The sequence below is a fragment of the Deltaproteobacteria bacterium genome (assembly GCA_020845775.1).
GTDB lineage: Bacteria > Bdellovibrionota_C > UBA2361 > SZUA-149 > JADLFC01 > JADLFC01.
In genome coordinates, this window is sequence record JADLFC010000092.1 from 1 (window position 1) to 17,812 (window position 17,812).

The following is a 17,812-nucleotide window of genomic DNA, read 5'->3' on the forward strand; positions in this document are numbered from 1 at the left end:
CGCTATCGATGCGGCTAGCACCTTGCCGCCTGGTTATTCTATACCGTTTCCAAAAAGTAAGTTAAATATTTTACTTTTTGGAAACGGCATTTGTTGTTTATTGGCAAGTGCTTACGCACTTGCTGTTTATACCATTTACAAAAATCCTTTTTGTAAATGGCATAAATTGTGGGGGATTGATGGCGAGTTGTGGGATCCTAAGGGGCGTTTGCCGAATTACTCCTATGCGGGCTATTTTAAAGTTCGGCATTGATTGGTATGCGCTAGTTCGTTTCGAGATGCGACAAGTAAGCATAACTCTGCCCCAAGCAGAGAGTGGCTCGCATCAGAACACCTTTCCCTAAGTTTATTATTTCTCCAGACAAGACAACTCTCCCATAATCTATTCGCCGATAGACTATTCTCAACGTATTCGCTGTTTGAGGGCTCGAGCCGAACTAAAATCTATTCCTTAGAAGACTTGTCCTTTGACTCTTCATTTAGAGCGAGTCTAATAAGTCCAAGCTCAAGCGCTATAGAGGTTGGGCCAAATCGCGGTGTAATTGTTGGTCTTCGTCTTCTCTTTCGCCTTGTTCTAACTTGCTGCATATCTAAAGCCTTCTAAGCTGCCACTGCCATGCCAATAATCCACACCCCCACAATCTCTGCAAACCAAAACAACCTAGCAAAACAAAAACCACAACTAAACACGCGCTACCTACCGCCCATCTATTGTTTTATGCACACTATGTTTATAAGTGTAACACTAGTTCGCACATTTCTTCAAAAAAAATTTAATAATTTACCAGAATCACTTAATATTTAGAAGCATAACGCCCTAGTTATTTAACCACTTAAGCACTTGGAATATATGGTTTGGGTGGCGCTGCGGCGTCAAGACTTCGGGCATTGTCGGCTGATTTCCAGCTAAAGAACTACCCTTGCCCTCATACGAGCTTTCACTAGATATTCCTTCGCTGCTCAATAGCGCGTTCCACTCAACAAGCTGAAACGCGAAACTCCTATTTGCTTTGCCACGACTCGTCAGGTTATCAGATTGCGCGCCAACGAAAACGTTACAACACTGCAAACCTATATATACATTTGTGCTCATAACAAACACTAGCACTATATGCAAAGCATTTCTAACAAGATTACTTGGAACCCTTGCTGTCTTTCTATCCCCTTCCAGCGCTCCTCCACATTGAACCCAGGAGAGCAAATAGGAGACGGCAGGAAGTAACGCTACAAAAAGTCCTATCAATGCGCCGTATTGATATCGAAGATAGAGGCTCTGGACTAAACCAAACTGCCAACGCCCAAGAGCCGGTAGCAACAACTGAGAACACATTAACAGTTGACCCATTACCCATAACCTAATCCTGTCAAAACGCCCTTCCTTCTCAATCGCGCAAACAACGAGCAACGCCACACTAACTGCTAAACCAAAATACGCAATAAAAACTTCTGGACTGAGCGCGTCAGTGCGAATCGACAGGATTTCAAACAGCTTTTGCGGAGCTTGGCGTTCAAGCGTTGGAAACAGCCCCAATCCTCTAAGAACAGTTCCTAACTGAGTTGCAACAAAAATGTATTTTAGCACTGCCATCGGATCGCCGAACATATTCGCATCGCCAATTCCATGCCCGGCTCCCTCCTTATTGAGATAGTAAGCAACCCCGGCAAAACCACTACCTACTGCGCAAACGACAACTGCCGCAACAATGCGAACCAACCGCTGTTTCGAGGCTCCACCACTTAACGAACAAACAAAGGCGATTTGAAATGGAATAATAAAACCGGCCCCAAAAAGCATAGGAGCAAGCAAGCCACTTAAACCAAGCGCAATTAAGTTCCTAAATTTACCGCTATCCGCAAATTCAAGCGCTGCAAGCATTGAAACTAAAGACACACAGATAAAAAGGAGAATCGATTGCTCAAATGCCCACTGCAAGACCTCGACATGCAAACCACTTATTAGGAATAATAATGATAACAATCTAGCCGCTCGCACATTCACGAACGGTTTAGACAACAAATTAATTCGGCTTAATAATAGAAGCAGCAAAACGGCATTTAGCGCATGAATTAACAATCCGCAGATAATGTAAAGGAGATAACTATCGCTAAAAAGCCGTGTTTGAAAATAGTAGTATAGAAAAAACAATGGAAGAAAGTGCTCGTTATGGCTATATACCGCACCCTTAATTCCAAGTTGAGACAATCGCTCCATAAAATGCCACTCGTCCCAGTAAAAATAAACAGACGGGCGCATCTGGACTAATACGGACGCGACAAAGAAAAAAATTAAAAAACCAAAAAATCTGAAGCGACAGGTAAAATAGAACTGGCGAAGCGATATTAAGAGGACGACTAGCATTACTACAACGATAGCTAGGATAGCGCCGCGAAGTACAGCACTCTCAGCGAGGTCGATACCTAAGGCGTTTTTATAAAAATTAATCCGATTGCGAACTAAAATCGAGTTAGGCAGGCTTGAATCAATAATCTTTATGGTAAACATCTCCCCAGCAAACTTTTCGGGAAGCGAAACTCTAAACTTTTTCCACCCATCGACAGAAGTAACAGCGCTAGGATCCGCCAAATTCACAGCCCTTAAAAACCTCAATCGATTAGATTGAACCTCCAGAGAAATGCCGTCAAAAACCTGCGGCGTTATTCGGTCCGCAAGCTTCACCTCAATTTCAAAATCATTTGAAATTGCCTTAAACTCGTTGCTGACGCACCTAGCTATTCTTTGACTTTCTTGCTGAAACGTCCCGACAGCGTCATAAGTCGCTAGTAGCCCTGCCTTATCGCCTTGCACGTCGCAATCTAGACCACCCTCGCCCCAGGTTAAAACACTAAAGCCAACATATGGATGGTAAATAGCCTCGGAAAATAGATGTAAAAGCAACAGCAGTATAAAGACGACAGAAATTTTTATGCCAGCTCTAGCACTCATGCCCACAAAGTTCCGCGATAAGCCAAGTAATTATACCGTTTCCAAAAAGTAAGTTAAATATTTTACTTTTTGGAAACGGTATTTGTTGTTTATTGGCAAGTGCTTACGCACTTGCTGTTTATACCATTTACAACAACTTGATTTAACAAAATCTAACAGCTATTCCATTTATAGCGCTTTCAAAAAGTAAAATATTTAAGTTACCTTTTGGGAACAGTATATTCGTCTGTAAAACCCATTTGAACGAAAGCACCATATGAAATAACATTACAGTATGAAAATCCCATTACTCGACGTTCCAGCACAACTTAAATCCTTAGAAGGCGAGCTAATACATGCATTATCCGCAGTGATTCATCGCGGAGATTTTATACTTGGGACCGAAGTTGCAGAGCTTGAAAAGCAAATTTCTCAATACCTGAATATCCGACATTGCATAGGTGTTTCATCAGGAACAGATGCGCTACTATTAGCGCTAATGGCATTAGACATAGGGCCTGGAGACTTCGTTGTCACGACGGATTATTCTTTTTTTGCAACCGCTGGCGTAATTAGTCGCGTTGGTGCTCGCCCAATTTTTGTGGATATTGACTTAGACACCTACAATATTAATCCACAATCTTTAAAAAATACTTTGCACTCTCTAGGCCAAGACCTGGCACGCGTTAAGGGCATCATTCCGGTGCATTTATTTGGCCAGAGCGCCGACATGCCTTCAGTCGTTAATATAGCTAAAGAATACAACATACCGATTATTGAAGATGCTGCGCAAGCAATTGGAACAATATGCGCGATAGACAACGCTACAAAAAAAGCCGGCACAATTGGCTTAATGGGGTGCTTTTCGTTTTTCCCAAGCAAAAATTTAGGAGGCATCGGCGATGCAGGAATGATAGTTACGGCTGATGATAATCTTGCAGAAAAACTTAAAAAACTGCGAGTACATGGCGCAGAAAGCCAATATTACCACTCCATGATTGGCGGGAATTTTCGCATCGACACAATCCAAGCGGCTGCACTTCTTGTTAAACTGCCACACCTAGAGTATTGGCATAAAAAACGTCAACAAAACGCTGCTTATTACGACGAGCATTTAGCTGCCAACAAAAACATATCGCGTCCCTATTTAAATTGTCCGCGCGATCACCACATATATAACCAGTATGTAATTTCCGTTAACGAAAAGCGCGATGAGCTTCGCCAATTTCTCGCCAACAACAACATCGGAACTGCGGTTTATTACCCACTTCCATTTCATCTTCAGCCTTGTTTCTCGTTTCTGGAAAACGAGAAAGGCCTGTTTCCCAATAGCGAATACGCCGCTCGGCACAGTCTGGCGCTTCCCATTTTCCCTGAGCTGTCGACAGAACAGCAAGATTACGTGGTAGAGAAAATGGGAGAATTTTTTGCAAAGCACTAAATCTTTCAATTTGCCAGAGATTCTCAGTGCGCTATATTGACTTAACTTGTTTTTTTAACAGGCATGCGGGTGGAGCAATGAGTCTCCAAGCAAGCCGCGATCTGCAAAATTGAGAGTTTATGATCTTACGAAAGCTATCTTTTTTCATCCTTACATTTTTTCTCCTGCTTACAAGCGCCTGTCTGCGCTACACACCAGCTAGAAGTTCAATTTCTAGCAGTAGCGATACGCAAATCGCAAAACTGTCGGGCGACGAGGCTTTTCTCAAATTCGAACGCGAGCAAGAGGAAAGGTTAAAATCCATAGTCGCTGAACGAACAACGCATGTCGGATCCCAGGCGCAAAGCAATTATAGAATTGGCCCTGGAGACCTGCTTGAATTTAACGTATTTGATGTCGAGGAGTTTAACGACACAACGGTTCGAGTCAGGCCTTCTGGATTTGTTTCTCTCCCGCTAGTTGGCTCAATTAAAGTTAGTGGACTAACAGAAGCTTCCGTGAAGGGAAAGATTGAAAAAAGACTATCCCGTTTTATTCACGCACCACAAGTTAACGTCTTTATTGCGGAATATGTGGCTAACGATGTTTCTGTAATTGGTGCAGTCAATAAGCCTGGCACCTATCACCTAAGGCACGACAACAACTCACTTATGAATATACTCTCTGAAGCTGGCGGACGAACAGAAAAAGCTAGCGGACGGGTGCTGCTAGTTCCATCTCTAAAATCAAACAATGAAAGCGATCCAGTGGATAACGCCTCGCAAGAGGCCACACAGCCTGGCGCCCGTGCACAAATGAAAGGCCCAAACGCAGAGAGCCATGGCATCGAAGTTTATTTCGACGATCTTGCTGGCAATGCAAACACGCCGCCAATAGTCATTCCCTTGGTAGCGGGAGACACCATCGTAGTGCCAGAAGCTGGAACAGTTGAAGTGGATGGCGAAGTTGAGAAACCCGGTTCCTATCCACTGTCCTCGCGCATGACGCTCTTAAGCGCCATTGCTGCTGCTGGCGGCTTTACATACTCAAGCAAGGTAGCTGAAGTGGAAGTTATCCGCGAAATCGAACCTGGCAAGAAAGTGGCATTGACCATCGATGCAGAAAAGTTAGCGATAGGCGAAGAAAAAGACGTCCGCCTACGCGATGGAGATGTCATTAGAGTTCCAAGCCATAGTGGTCGTTTCGCAGTTAGGCAACTCTTCGAGGGAATTAACAGACTCTTTAGTTTTGGAGTAAGCGCAAGCCCAATATAGGCCAGTTTTTTCACTGCGTCGCTAGTGGGTTCTTCATCAATTACAGATACTTAACCTTAGCTATTACGGAGGCAATTTGGGGTATTCGAGCAGGAAATTATCACAGGAGCTAACACCACAGACAGGGGCATTGCCTCAACACATATTAGAGGCCGTGCAGTATTACCAAAGCATGAGCGCAACCAACGCAGCGAGGCCAGAAGTCTACGAAGATGAAGAAAACTCGCTTGCAAGCTATTTTCAGCTATTAGTGAAATATCGTTGGTTAGTTGGACTGGTTTCCGCCGTTATCATTCTATTGTCGCTAATCTACTGTATCCTCGCCACTCCTAGATATACCGGGGTCGCCAGCATTAAAATAGGCACCTACGCGCCACTTTTGCCACAGGCAAGTGTGGAGGATTCTCTTAGACAACAAACACAGGAAACGGACTATCTAAACACTCAAGTAAACATCCTATCGGGACTCACACTGGCGAACAGAGTTCTTTCCGAGAGCGAAATTAGCAAGGAACTGATTGAATATCTAGAACGCGATAATTTTCATCTCAGCATCATAGAGCCTTTTATTAACCTCTTTCACTCCAAGGCAAAAGAAGAGAACGAAAATACCGACGAGCATTATAACTATCCGGTTAAGCTGTTACAAAAATACAAGGCATTGGTCGAAATAGCTCCTGTGCGCAGAACATCTCTTGTCGAAATATCTGTCACTACGGAGAACCCCGAATTTTCGGCCAAAATAGCCAATGCCCACGTCACTGCATTTATAGAGCTGGCGCGTTCGCAGAGGCAAAGGGATACTTTGGACAATCAAGCCTTTTTGAAAGAACAAGCAGATGAGCTCGCCGGCAAGGTTGCTCAACTCGAGCAGAACATGTCGGCTTATGCTGAAGAAAATGCCATTGTTTCTCTTAACGAAAATGAAAATATCGTTACAAACCGCATGGGGGAATTAAATGAGCTTTTAACCCAAGCGACAGCTAGACGCATTGAGTCAGAGTCGCGATTTAAAGAAGCAGAGGCTGGAAACGCAAACGACTCGACAGCCTATGACGACGAAACCATACAGCGATTAAGAGTAGATTTAAAGGCGGCCGAGGGCGAATATGCATTGCTAGGAGAAAAGTTTAAGCCAGAATATCCCAAGATGCAGCAGCTTCAAGCGCGAATAAACTCCTTAAAAGGAAGCCTCACAAAGCAACGAGACGAGGCAATTAGAGGTCTAAAAGTAAAGTACGAGTCCGACAAAAAAATTGAAGATGAACTTAACCAACAGTTGGAAATTCAAAAGAGCAAGGCCTTCGAGTTATCTCGAAAGCAGGTGCATTATAACATAATGAAACGCGAATACTCCTCTCTTCGCGATCTGCACCAAGCAGTCTTGATTCAACTTAAGGAAGCACAAGTAAGCGCCCAGAGCACTGGCAGCAATATTTCCATTGCAGACTACGCAGCAGTGCCACAAAAAGCATCTTTTCCAAAGCGCCTGAATATTATGCTGCTAGCAATGTTTTTTGGCCCACTTTTTGGCGTTGGCTTAGCTTTGGGCATAGAAGCTTTGGACAATACTATAAGAACGCCGGAACAAGCCGAGAAAATTTTTGCGGCGCCGACGCTTGGCGTAGTTCCCATGTTTTCGCTTGGATATGAGAATGGACGCCTTAGAAAGGGTAGCTACTTTGACCCAAGCGCAAATCTTCTGGGGGGTCAAAGCCTTTCGGCCACACAAAAAACAGGTACTAAAGATCTCACTGTTGTCAATAGCGGAGAAAAGAGCGAGAACGCCAACCAGTCGCTAGTAACTATCAGCTCACCTTGGTCTTTGGCGAGCGAAGCCTTTAGGGCAATCAGAACGTCGATATTGCTCTCATCGGCCGATAATCCGCCAAAAGTCATAATGGTCACTAGCGCCCAAAAGGCAGAAGGAAAAACTACTCTCATCAGCAATTTAGCTATTACGCTCGCCCAATCCTCTTATCGAACGTTGCTAATCGATGCCGACCTGCGGCGCCCATCAGTTTACAAATCCTTTAACATGGATAAGTCCAGTAATGGTCTAGTTGAATATTTGACGGGGATAAAAGACCTAGGAGAGGTGGTTTGCAGCACTTCGGTGGAAAAGCTTTTCGTTATGACGTCTGGGGCCATACCGCCTAATCCGTCAGAGCTGCTCGGTTCGGCTAAGATGGACGCCTTGCTCGAAAAGCTGGCACAAGAATATGATTACATTCTAGTAGACGCTCCCCCAGTCCTTCCCGTAACAGACGCTGTATCGCTATCTCCTTTCGTCGATGGAGTAGTCGTAGTAGTTAGAGGGCATGAGACTACTTCCCAAGTTGTAACTAGAGCTATGGCAAAGCTTCGACAGGTAAAATCTCGAATATTGGGAATCGTGCTTAACGACGTGGATCTGCGGCGCGGCGACTATTACTATTACCGCCGCGAGCATTACGGCTACTACGCTGAAGACTCAAAAAACGTGTAAGAGAGAAAAGACTGTAGTTCGACAAGGCGCGTTTAATAAGGGCTACTAGCTTAGCATGTCTTTGCTAAGCCTAGCGGACTCCAAAAACTCGCGATCGTTGCCGTTTTCGATTACGCTTAGGTGATTAAAAAGAGCTTGCAAAAATCGCCTGCGCGTAACAAGCATCTCGTCATTTAGCATCTGTATGTCAGAGAGAAGCTGCGGTGTCTGATTAACTACTCTCTGAATTATCTCAAATACTGCGCGAAAGTTCGGCGTGCTAAATAAGTCGAGATTATATTTTGAACCAAGACATTCCCTCACTACTTGCGCATAACAAACGGAAACGAAATGGAGAAGCCCAGAAGTCACCGCCACAATCGAATCGTGCTCAACGCTTGAAGCATGCGTAATTCTAGCGCCATACTTATAAAGAAGATCTTCGAAATAAGCTGCCTTGGATCCCGATTTACTAGTCTTGGTGATAATTACATTCTGGCCACTTATCGTCTCCACATCAGGTCCAAAAAGAGTATGTATCCCCAAAACCTCACAATCGTCAGCTACAGCGCCATCGATGGCTAAGAGGCTCTTGTTCTTAATAGAAAAATTTTCCACTAACAGATGGTCTGTTCTAACTAAAGGCGCAATGGACTCGATAACGATGCCAAGCTCGGACATCGGAACACTAACGATAACGACTTCCGCTCTTCTCATCAGCTCCTCAAGGCTTACCGACGTTTTGAGGTCATAAATAATGACCTCAAAACCCACCTTACTAAAGAACTTACTAAACCACCGCCCCATTTTCCCTTCACCTCCTATTATGCCAATGGTTGAAAATGGCGGGGGCTCGAAAGCCTTGCTCTTGTATGAGCCAAACACTCGAAATTCAACTGTCCCCAGAGTGGCCTCGCGACAATACTCACCCAAGCAAACCAAACAGTTTCTTATCACCGCATCATTAAGGCTCCCTTCGAGATCCATGTAGAACAAAAAACCACCTCTGAGGTCGGGCCGTGAGTGAATTGAAATAATATTAACCCCATTTTGCACGCTTATGACATTTAGTATCTCCACCAATAAGCCCTGCCTATCTTTGCCCGGATCGATTACGATTGATGTCACGTAGGACTTTGAGATTGCAAATCGATTCGCGGCACCGTCAGTTGCAATTGGCGATAGCTCGTTTACATCACATACTTCGCCCCGCGCTAACAGCACAAAGCGCGTCTTATTTTGAGAAACATCCGCGATATCTTCTGCGATGACTTTAAATCCATTGGCCCGCAAAGTTTCTGCCGCTGCTACCACGACAGCCGTGGAAAAACGTCGGTCCCTAACCATATTAATTGCTTCTGCGCTACTGCCAACCGCACAAAATCTAGCATTGGGGAACTTTCTTCGAAGATAAGTAGAGCACTGCCCTAAAGCCTGCTGATGGGAATAAATATCGGTGACTAGTTCGGGTGCAAAAAGTCCGTTGGGCATTAAACTATGATCGTCAAACATCCCAACGGCATGGCAAATATCAAACAAGTAGGCCTCGGCAATAAAGACTTTGCCGTTATACTTGCGCAACAAATCCAACGTCTCAGTAACAGGCCCCTCGATTAAATTCTCAATCGGGACAAAACCAAATTCTACCGAACCATCCGAAACATGAGAAAAGACTTCTTCGATTGAAATGCACGGCAGACTGCTCTCAGAACGAACATAACACTTAAGTGCTAAGTCAGAGAAAGTTCCCGCTGGCCCCAAATACGCAACGGATTTCATTTTTAGATCCAATTACACATAAGAACTAGCGAACGACTATAGTGTCGCCTTCCTTAATAAATGGATTGGGTTCGAGATTGTCGATCATGCGGTTATAGTCTAAATGGTATCGAATCTCGCCCTCAGCCGTTTTGCGTATAAGAGTGACGTAGTTTTCGTTAGCAAAGGGCGCAAAACCACCACCAGTAGCAATCGCCTGAAGCAGAGTAATCTTACCAGCACTGGTATACTGTCCAGGTCGGGCAAACTTGCCCACTAAAAAATAACGAGTCGGTGCACTCTGCACAACCGATACAGCCACGTATGCAGATGGAACGAATTTCGAGAGCTTGTCCGAAATCGCCTTCGCTACTTGCGGGGCAGTAAATCCTGCCACATTGACATCGTTAATCAGTTGCATCGTGACCTTGCCATCATCCCTCACCGCCAAGTCACCAGAAAGTTTTGGCTCGCCCCACACCTCCACATGCAGCACATCGTTGGCCTTAATTTTATACGCACCCTCTTCACCCGAATTGTCTAGTAGCTCCTCCAAAGGACTTCCGCCCTGAGGGATAACACAAGACGTCAAGAAAACGGGTATAAGAATCAACGATGAGCACAATCTAAGAAAATTATTAGCCATTACTCTCTATCTCACATCAATGTTATCGACCTAGCCCTCGCCGCCAACTGAAGATGCTATTGTCTGCAAATGATATAATATTTCTCTATTTATGTCTTCCCCATACGCAGCGCTTTTTGCCAGTTCCACCGCCTCTTTTGCAAATGCCAAGCCAGCCCTACCCTGCCCTCTCTTGTAGTAAACCCAGGCAAGGGTATCGGAAACGGCGCCTTCCTCAGGTAGTAACTCTTTTGCAACGAGGGCCAAGCGCAAGGCTTCGTTCAGGTCTCCATTTAGGTTTTCCACCATTAGCCAGGACAAATTATTAGCAGCAACGGCATGGCGAGGATTAAGTGTTAACACTTTCCTATACGCCTCAGCAGCTTGGCTGAAATTTTTTGACTTTTCATAAAGTTTCGCCAACAACATCCATGAGGCCACATGCTCAGGCTTTTTGCTAAGCAAGAGCTGGTAATTGCTAACTGCTTTTTCTAAATCGGATTCGCGCTCATCAATACTTGCCAAAACGCCATAAGCTTCTACCAAGCTGGGCCTATTTTCGATAACATCCGCTAGCAATCTCCTCGCCTCATTGGCATCGCCAACTGAAACATCCTGCTTGCTCATAATTAGCGAAGCAATAACAAAATCGTATTCGGGACTTGAGCTTGTGCTGTGCAGTTTTAATTTTCTAATCTCCTCTATCGCGCCACTTGCATCACCTTTTAGTATAATAAACTGGCGCGCAAGCCTTCTTAAGACTGGCAAAATATTCCTGTCCGTCAAAGTTGCAAACTTATACCACCTAATAGCAGCCGCGGTATCCCCTCTCTGCTCCTCCAATAGGCCGAGCCTGTAGTAGCCGATGGGATTATCCATAAAATTGGACACCAGCAACTCGTAAACCTTACGCGCATCATCAAACCTCTTTCGGTGGACGAAAATGTCGGCGCGCAAAATGTGCGCGTTTAAGTGAAAGGGATAATAGCGTAAAATTGCGTCAAGTTGCTCTAAAGCCTTATCTATATCCTTTTCGGACAGATAGAAGCGCGCCAGAGCTAAACGCGCTCCTGCGTCAGCAGAATTAATCTTAACAGCTTGATTGAGATGCTCTACTGCCTCAAACCGCTTGCCCATCGATAGTTCTATTTCCGCTACTCGCCTAAACACCGGTGAGAACTTCGGCAAATGCTCAAGTGCCTGCATATAAAGGCCAAGCGCCACTTCTATATCCTGCTCCTGCTCGCTCCGGCGCGCCCGAAAGTACTGAACCATACCCTGCAGCCCTCCGTCTTCTTCCACAACCACGTCCACCAGCTTAAGCCATTTGTCTTTCTGGCGATTAGACATGTAGTAATCAACCACGAGATCCAGAGCTTCGATATTACTAGGATCTAGTTCTAAAACTTTCTCGTATTGCTCCACTGCTTTGTGACCAAGCCCTCGGCGCAAAAAAAAGTTGCCAAAATACATCCGCAAGCTAGCATCCTTTTCGTCTAGCTTAATGGCATCCTCGATAAGCGCCTGAGCGTCGTCAAACCTACCCTTAAGGGAGTGCATATCGGCTAAGGCAATCTTTACCACTGCGTTCTTGGGGTCGCGTTCGATTGCTAACGACAAAAGTTTCTTCGCTCGTTCATAATCGCCCTCAGCAAAACAGACATCTGCCAGGCTAGCCAAAACGGCAATGTTGTTAGCATGCGTGCTATAAAGTTTTTCAAGAATTTCCTTTGATGCTGGCAAGTTCCCCTTCTTCCTTTCCAAAGTAGCTTTCAGCAAAAGAACATTTTCATCCTCAGGGTTGTCAGTAGCCAATTTATCGATTTCACTCCCCACTAGCTCGTACTGCCCAGCAGCGAGCAACAATGACACTAACTGAGCTCTCGCCTCGGGATGCGCGGGGTCTAGCTCCAATGTAGTTCGATAACTTTGGACGGCGGCTAAGAAATTTCTCTGTCTTGCTAATACCTTAGCCAAAGAATAATGAGCCTCTGCACCACTAGGGTTACTCTCAATCGCCGAAAGCAATACTATCCTCGCCTCCTCAAGCTTTTGTTGAGAAATGTAGTTCTCGGATTCTTGCACTAATCTCCTAAATTTTTCTTCTGGGCTCTCATGTTTACAGGCCCAAAAAAACGTCAAAATTAATATACAACAACAATAATTCAAACAACTTAGTAAAGACCTATTTATGGGTAATGGGCGGGAAACTACTTGACTTTTATACATAAATTTTGAGATAAAATGCATGCTTTTTTTTTATATTTGCATATCAGTGGATCATAGGACAAGAATCGCCATGTGGCAAAGATAAGACGGCAAAAATATGGATTTCTCCCAGCCCGAAGAAAAATCTCCAATTGAGATATTCACTATAATTAGTCGAGCGATAATGCGCTATTGGAACGTAGCTGTTGGGCCTAGTGTCGTTCTCCTAGCTCTAGCTGGAATGGCTTCTCTGATGCTGCCTAACTATTACGATGCAGGAACTTTGCTATCCATACAGGCGCCAAAAATTTCCTCCAAACTTATAGAGACTCCTTCAAAGGAGGACATGAGAGAGAGGCTGGAGTCAGTTGCTCAAAATATTTTATCGCGCTCACAATTAGAAACAATCCTCAATAACTTCGATCTCTATCCAACGATAGGAGGCATAGGTCGCGCCGAATTGGCTACCGCAAAATTCCGCTCGCACATTGGCATCCAGCCCGTTACAACCGCTACCGGAGTTGAGTTGTTACAGGTATTTAAATTGAGCTTTAGACATAGCGACCCTTTAGTAGCTTACGAAGTGATAAAGGCGCTTTCAAATCTTTTTGTAGAAGAAAGCTTATTGGGAAACAAAAACGAAATAGAGGGAACCGAAGAATTTCTCGACAGCGAACTTAGGAAGGCTAGACAAACTTTGGAATCCACTGAGCAACAGGTTCAACAGTTCATTCGCGAAAACTTTACTAGGCTACCCGAACACCTAGACGCAGCCATTGCGAGGTTAGGCAACCTACAGGCACAGCTACAAACTAACGCTCAGGTTTTGTCTGCGAACTCTCTAAGACGAGCTAACCTCCAAAACGAATTGGCCGAGCTGAATAGACATATTGCTCCGGCCAATAACAACCCTGACGGTGCAGCGAGCGACACCAGCCTGGAGGAACTTAAGGAGACACTGGCAACCTTAGAAAGCAAATACTCGCCCGAACATCCAGACATAATTTTAACGAAGCAACAGATTGAGGCATTGCAGCGCCAGCAGTTTAGCAGGCCAAAGCGAAGTCGCGGCGGAAGACCAGCAACATCATCCGCTTCGGCCCTAGCGGTGAGACATCGCATAAACGAACTAGACGTTCAAGACAGCTCGCTGCAGAAGGAGAGCACAGCGCTTAAAGAGCAAATCGCGGCGCTGCAAAAGGACATTGAAGCGATGCCGATTGCGGAACAACAACTAATAAAAATAAGACGCGATTACGAAAGCATTAAGGATAACTATCAGAAACTACTGGCGGCCAAGAGCAATGCTGCGCTGCAAAATAGTTTAGTAAGAAGCCAAAAACACGCTCAATTTAAGATAATCGACCCTCCACAGCCACCTATTTTTGCCGCTGGCCCACCGCGGCTCATAATATCTGTGGCAGGAGTTATTTTGTCGACTAGCTGCTTCTTTGCAATTTGCCTTTTGCGTTACTTCTTTAATTTTTCGTTCAAATCAAAGGAGGAGCTCGAAAAGGAAACCGGCCTAGCGGTTATTGGGGTCATCCCCCCAATGCCAACAAATCAAGCTCTATCTAAGAGACAGAAAGAAACGATTCTTTCCGTACTAATGTCCGCCCTATTATTTGCAGGCATTGCAGTATTAATTAGGCTAACGCTTGTTGATTTTATTGGTTAGCTATTTAGAGAAAAAACGATAGCAGACTTGTATTTGTATATAGAGTAACACAGCGGAACTTAACAGCGATGTCAGCAGAAGAAGTTAAAGATTTACACCTTAACAACGATTCGATTGAGCCTTCAGCAGAACCGCTGACTTCCCAGCAAAGCGCCGACCCAGTCGCGCTAGTTAGTAACAAAAGAGCTACCAGTGAGGATCCCTCCCCCTCTCGCTCTCAGCTAAAGCAGGACAACCCTCTTTATGAGGGTAGCATCCTAGTTGGGAACGGCGAAATTAACAACCTCGTCACGGCGGAGCGATTTAGAGTACTGCGTGCTAAAATAGAGAGAAGCAATTTGGGACAACAAAGTTATCGCCTCCTAGCGGTAACTAGTGCACTTCCAGAGGAAGGGAAAAGCCTCGTTTCTTCGAATCTAGCAAGAGCGTTAAGCATAGACCCTTTGGGAAAAACTTTGCTAATCGATTGCGATTTGAGGAGACCGTCAGTTCATACATTCTTCAATATCCCAGACAGGCCCGGTCTTGCCGACTTGGTCCTAAACAAAGTCACCAGCGATGAAGTTATCCAACATGCGTCTAATCGCTTGGACGTAATATCTACGGGCACTCCCGTAAATGATCCCACTCAAATAATCGAGCGTCCTGAACTTGCAACTATTTTGAACGAGTTTCGAAAACATTATCAGTACATTATCTTAGATTGCCCACCGACTATGCTTTGCTCAGAACCGATCACTATTAGCTCCATAGTCGACAGCATGCTCCTAGTCGTACGTGCATGGACGACGCCAAAAAGAGTGGTGAGGGACGCAATTAATGCCATTGGAAGTTCGCGGATACTCGGATTAGTAATAAACGATGGTCTCGATGCATCGCGCATGTATGTTGACTACGGTTATTACACTAATAGAAAGCATTTAATTAGGTAACGACAAATATTGATGTCAACTCATATATGCTGTGGCGCACATTTAGCATTTTAGAATTTTCGCGTATGGCAATACTTTTGCCTGCGTTTTCGTTATGTTTCGTCTCTTGCAGCTTGGGCGTGCCGAGCATAGAGGAGCAAAGCATATTGATTCAAAGTGGCGCTTTCCCCAGTGGTGTGCCTAGCTGGGTGTCTCCGCTAGCAGTTGGAGGCATGCCCGGAAAGGGATCTTCCGTAGGCATAATTAGTGACACAGTAGCCTACCAAGCATCGCGCCAGCTGGAAGTAAGAAAAAGGCGCCGCGCGACTACTGCCACCGCAGCACCTAAAAGTCGAGCCGAAGGCAGTCCGCAGACCAATTCCGAGCACTCCGACAGTGTGCAGCCGAAATCCTCTCCGCTCGACGAAATCGCGGCAGTTTGCCCTGGAACTGATGAAATGGTGAGCGACGCGTTAACGACTTTTAATAGAAACAGGCGAATACAAAAGCTAAACGCCCTGACGAGAATTTGTCCACAGCCAATACATTTATGGCTTTGGTTAGGAAAGGATTATAGCAAGCTAAACCAAACTGCACTCGCCAACTACTGTTTTGAGGAGGTGCTAAAAAGAGAGCCAAATAACGAGGAAGCCAAAGATCTCCTTAAAACTTTAACTACCGAACTGCCCTCAGCGCAATAAACCTGCATTTTCCAGAACCACTTTATAAGCGCATAGGCGCAGCTTAGGAATCAGCCTTTAGGTTCTTAGAAATAGTAAAAATAATATTTGTGCCCGTGCCCAATTCTGACTCAACGCGAATGCTGCCTCCGTGATCCTCTACAATTCGCTTCACAATACTTAAGCCCGCTCCTGTGCCCTCGTATTCATCGGCCTTATGCAAACGCTGAAATATGTCAAATATTTTCTCGTGATAAGCCGGGTCGATACCGATGCCGTTATCTCTTATCGAAAACTCGTGAAATCCTTCTCTCGAGGCATATCCTATCTGAACCCGAGGCTTATCCTTGTTGTTTTTCGACGAAAATTTAATCGCATTACTGATGAGGTTTAAAAAAACTTCGCCAAGCTTAATTCTATCGGCCACTATTTGCGGAATTGGCGACGGAAAATCTAGCTCGACACTATGATTTTCCATTTCCAATTCAATTCCTTCTACAACCCCTTTAATCAGGGCTTTCACGTCTACTAGCTCAAATGGATTTCTAATTCTCGAAATGCGCGACAACTTCAGCAGGTCATCTATGAGACTACTAAGGCGGCTAACGCCTTTAATAATCCTATCCAAGTAATCCTTGCTTCGCTCATCTAGTTTCTTTTCATTATCCGCCTTGATAAACTGCGCGAAAGTGGAAATGCCACGCAGCGGTGCTCGCAAATCGTGACTCGCCGTATAGACAAAGCGATCTAGCTCCAAGTTTACACTTTCAACATCCTTCTTTTGCTGCAATAATAACTCTTTAGCCTCTATGCGCGCAGTGATATCGTTTACTATCCCAACGAATAGGCGTTTGCCACCAACAAACATCTCGTTTACCGCTAATTCGAGATCAAAAACCGAACCGTCTTTGCGCACAGCTTTAACTTCGCGGTTACTCACCCCCACAATATGCGCCTCTCCAGTTGCCAAATACCTTTGAATATAGGAATCATGCTCGCTGCGATGAGGCTCTGTCATGAGCATGTTAATGCTTTTCCCATAAATCTCTTCTGCCGAGTACCCGAACATTTTTTCAGCAGCTGGGTTAAACGTATCTATTAAACCCTTCTCATCAATCACAATAATCCCGTCGAGCGCCGTTTTAATAATAGTCCTAAGCTTTTCCTCGCTATCCTTGAATTTAACCCTTTCGCCGTCTAGCTCTCTTAAAATTTCCGTCATTTCAGCCTGCACTCTTTGCAAGGCGTCATTTTTTCTTTGTGTATCCGCAAGGCTATCTGAGGTCTTAGATGCCTGCTCGGCCAAGTTCTTTTGACTTTCCAACAGTTTGACAGCCATAGACTTAAAAGATCGAGCCAAATCTCCGATCTCGTCATTTGATTCTATACTACGCGGCTCGGTGAGAGCGCCTTTTTCCAAACGCTTAACCTCTTCCTGCAATAATAAAACTGGTCGTGTTAACCTACCAGCAAAAAACCATGCAACGACTACTGCCAGCACAAGAGTCCCAGATACTATCTTTAGGAATAGATCCCTAACGTCAGAAAGAGCACCAAAAGCTTCTGCAACACTTTGCTCCACTACGAGCGTCCAGGCAAAATCCTCAAAAATCAGACAGGCCGATGAGCCAACGACTTCTGTTTTTTTATAATTGTTCCATTGGCCGTGTTCGTCTCGGCCTCGTATGAAACATTGCTCGACTGGAAAGCTAGAAATTTTTTGTTGAAAAGCGCTGTGACTTAGGCCTTCTGAACCTGCAATGAGCATTCTATCTCGGTTCACCAGATACACTTCTTCAGTCCTTCCATCGCTCTTTCCGTTACTAGTCGATGTGCTCTTGCTATCGGAAAGTCTGGGTTTTCCGCTA

General features: G+C 44.9%; 12 protein-coding genes. 7 read left to right on the forward strand and 5 right to left on the reverse strand.

The window, feature by feature from the left end; all coding sequences use genetic code 11:
• The coding region (locus IT291_05750; GenBank protein ID MCC6220726.1) for a hypothetical protein at positions 1–253 on the forward strand (253 nt) is incomplete at its 5' end.
• A gap of 564 nt (positions 254–817) precedes the next feature.
• Here the strand turns inward: IT291_05750 and IT291_05755 are convergent.
• A complete protein-coding gene (locus tag IT291_05755; GenBank protein MCC6220727.1) occupies positions 818–2,944 on the reverse strand; it encodes a hypothetical protein in 2,127 nt (708 codons plus the stop codon).
• A 274-nt stretch (positions 2,945–3,218) separates the two neighbouring features.
• Here IT291_05755 and IT291_05760 point away from each other — a divergent pair, with 274 nt between their 5' ends.
• The 3 genes from IT291_05760 to IT291_05770 all read left to right on the forward strand — a co-directional run bounded on the left by IT291_05760 (position 3,219) and on the right by IT291_05770 (position 8,105).
• Entirely contained in the window at positions 3,219–4,364 is a 1,146-nt protein-coding gene (locus tag IT291_05760) for a DegT/DnrJ/EryC1/StrS family aminotransferase (protein MCC6220728.1), read from the forward strand.
• A gap of 119 nt (positions 4,365–4,483) precedes the next feature.
• Positions 4,484–5,617, forward strand: coding sequence for a polysaccharide biosynthesis/export family protein (locus IT291_05765; protein MCC6220729.1), 1,134 nt, complete (start codon positions 4,484–4,486; stop codon positions 5,615–5,617).
• Between the two features lie 172 nt (positions 5,618–5,789).
• On the forward strand, positions 5,790–8,105 hold the full coding sequence (locus tag IT291_05770; GenBank protein MCC6220730.1) for a polysaccharide biosynthesis tyrosine autokinase: 2,316 nt from the start codon (positions 5,790–5,792) through the stop codon (positions 8,103–8,105).
• 45 nt (positions 8,106–8,150) lie between these two features.
• Here the strand turns inward: IT291_05770 and IT291_05775 are convergent, their stop codons facing one another.
• The 3 genes from IT291_05775 to IT291_05785 are packed head-to-tail and all read right to left on the reverse strand — an operon-like array spanning position 8,151 to position 12,552.
• Positions 8,151–9,863, reverse strand: a complete 1,713-nt coding sequence (locus IT291_05775; GenBank protein ID MCC6220731.1) for a prephenate dehydrogenase/arogenate dehydrogenase family protein — start codon at positions 9,861–9,863, stop codon at positions 8,151–8,153.
• 25 nt (positions 9,864–9,888) lie between these two features.
• Positions 9,889–10,488, reverse strand: coding sequence for a polysaccharide biosynthesis/export family protein (locus IT291_05780; GenBank protein MCC6220732.1), 600 nt, complete (start codon positions 10,486–10,488; stop codon positions 9,889–9,891).
• A 30-nt stretch (positions 10,489–10,518) separates the two neighbouring features.
• Positions 10,519–12,552, reverse strand: coding sequence for a tetratricopeptide repeat protein (locus IT291_05785; GenBank protein ID MCC6220733.1), 2,034 nt, complete (start codon positions 12,550–12,552; stop codon positions 10,519–10,521).
• 241 nt (positions 12,553–12,793) lie between these two features.
• Here IT291_05785 and IT291_05790 point away from each other — a divergent pair, with 241 nt between their 5' ends.
• The 3 genes from IT291_05790 (at position 12,794) to IT291_05800 (ending at position 15,965) form a co-directional block, all read left to right on the forward strand.
• A complete protein-coding gene (locus tag IT291_05790) occupies positions 12,794–14,353 on the forward strand; it encodes a hypothetical protein (protein ID MCC6220734.1) in 1,560 nt (519 codons plus the stop codon).
• Positions 14,354–14,421: 68 nt separating this feature from the next.
• A complete protein-coding gene (locus IT291_05795) occupies positions 14,422–15,285 on the forward strand; it encodes a CpsD/CapB family tyrosine-protein kinase (GenBank protein ID MCC6220735.1) in 864 nt (287 codons plus the stop codon).
• A 65-nt stretch (positions 15,286–15,350) separates the two neighbouring features.
• Positions 15,351–15,965, forward strand: coding sequence for a hypothetical protein (locus IT291_05800; GenBank protein MCC6220736.1), 615 nt, complete (start codon positions 15,351–15,353; stop codon positions 15,963–15,965).
• 43 nt (positions 15,966–16,008) lie between these two features.
• Here IT291_05800 and IT291_05805 read toward each other — a convergent pair.
• On the reverse strand, positions 16,009–17,812 hold a 1,804-nt coding region (locus IT291_05805), incomplete at its 5' end, for a PAS domain S-box protein (GenBank protein ID MCC6220737.1).

Excerpts from the sequence above, each read along its gene's own strand:
- IT291_05755 (MCC6220727.1), bottom strand. The coding sequence starts at position 2,944 with ATGAGTGCTAGAGCTGGCATAAAAATTTCTGTCGTCTTTATACTGCTG.
- IT291_05760 (MCC6220728.1), top strand. The coding sequence starts at position 3,219 with ATGAAAATCCCATTACTCGACGTTCCAGCACAACTTAAATCCTTAGAA.
- IT291_05765 (MCC6220729.1), top strand. The coding sequence starts at position 4,484 with ATGATCTTACGAAAGCTATCTTTTTTCATCCTTACATTTTTTCTCCTG.
- IT291_05770 (MCC6220730.1), top strand. The coding sequence starts at position 5,790 with ATGAGCGCAACCAACGCAGCGAGGCCAGAAGTCTACGAAGATGAAGAA.
- IT291_05775 (MCC6220731.1), bottom strand. The coding sequence starts at position 9,863 with ATGAAATCCGTTGCGTATTTGGGGCCAGCGGGAACTTTCTCTGACTTA.
- IT291_05780 (MCC6220732.1), bottom strand. The coding sequence starts at position 10,488 with ATGGCTAATAATTTTCTTAGATTGTGCTCATCGTTGATTCTTATACCC.
- IT291_05790 (MCC6220734.1), top strand. The coding sequence starts at position 12,794 with ATGGATTTCTCCCAGCCCGAAGAAAAATCTCCAATTGAGATATTCACT.
- IT291_05795 (MCC6220735.1), top strand. The coding sequence starts at position 14,422 with ATGTCAGCAGAAGAAGTTAAAGATTTACACCTTAACAACGATTCGATT.
- IT291_05800 (MCC6220736.1), top strand. The coding sequence starts at position 15,351 with ATGGCAATACTTTTGCCTGCGTTTTCGTTATGTTTCGTCTCTTGCAGC.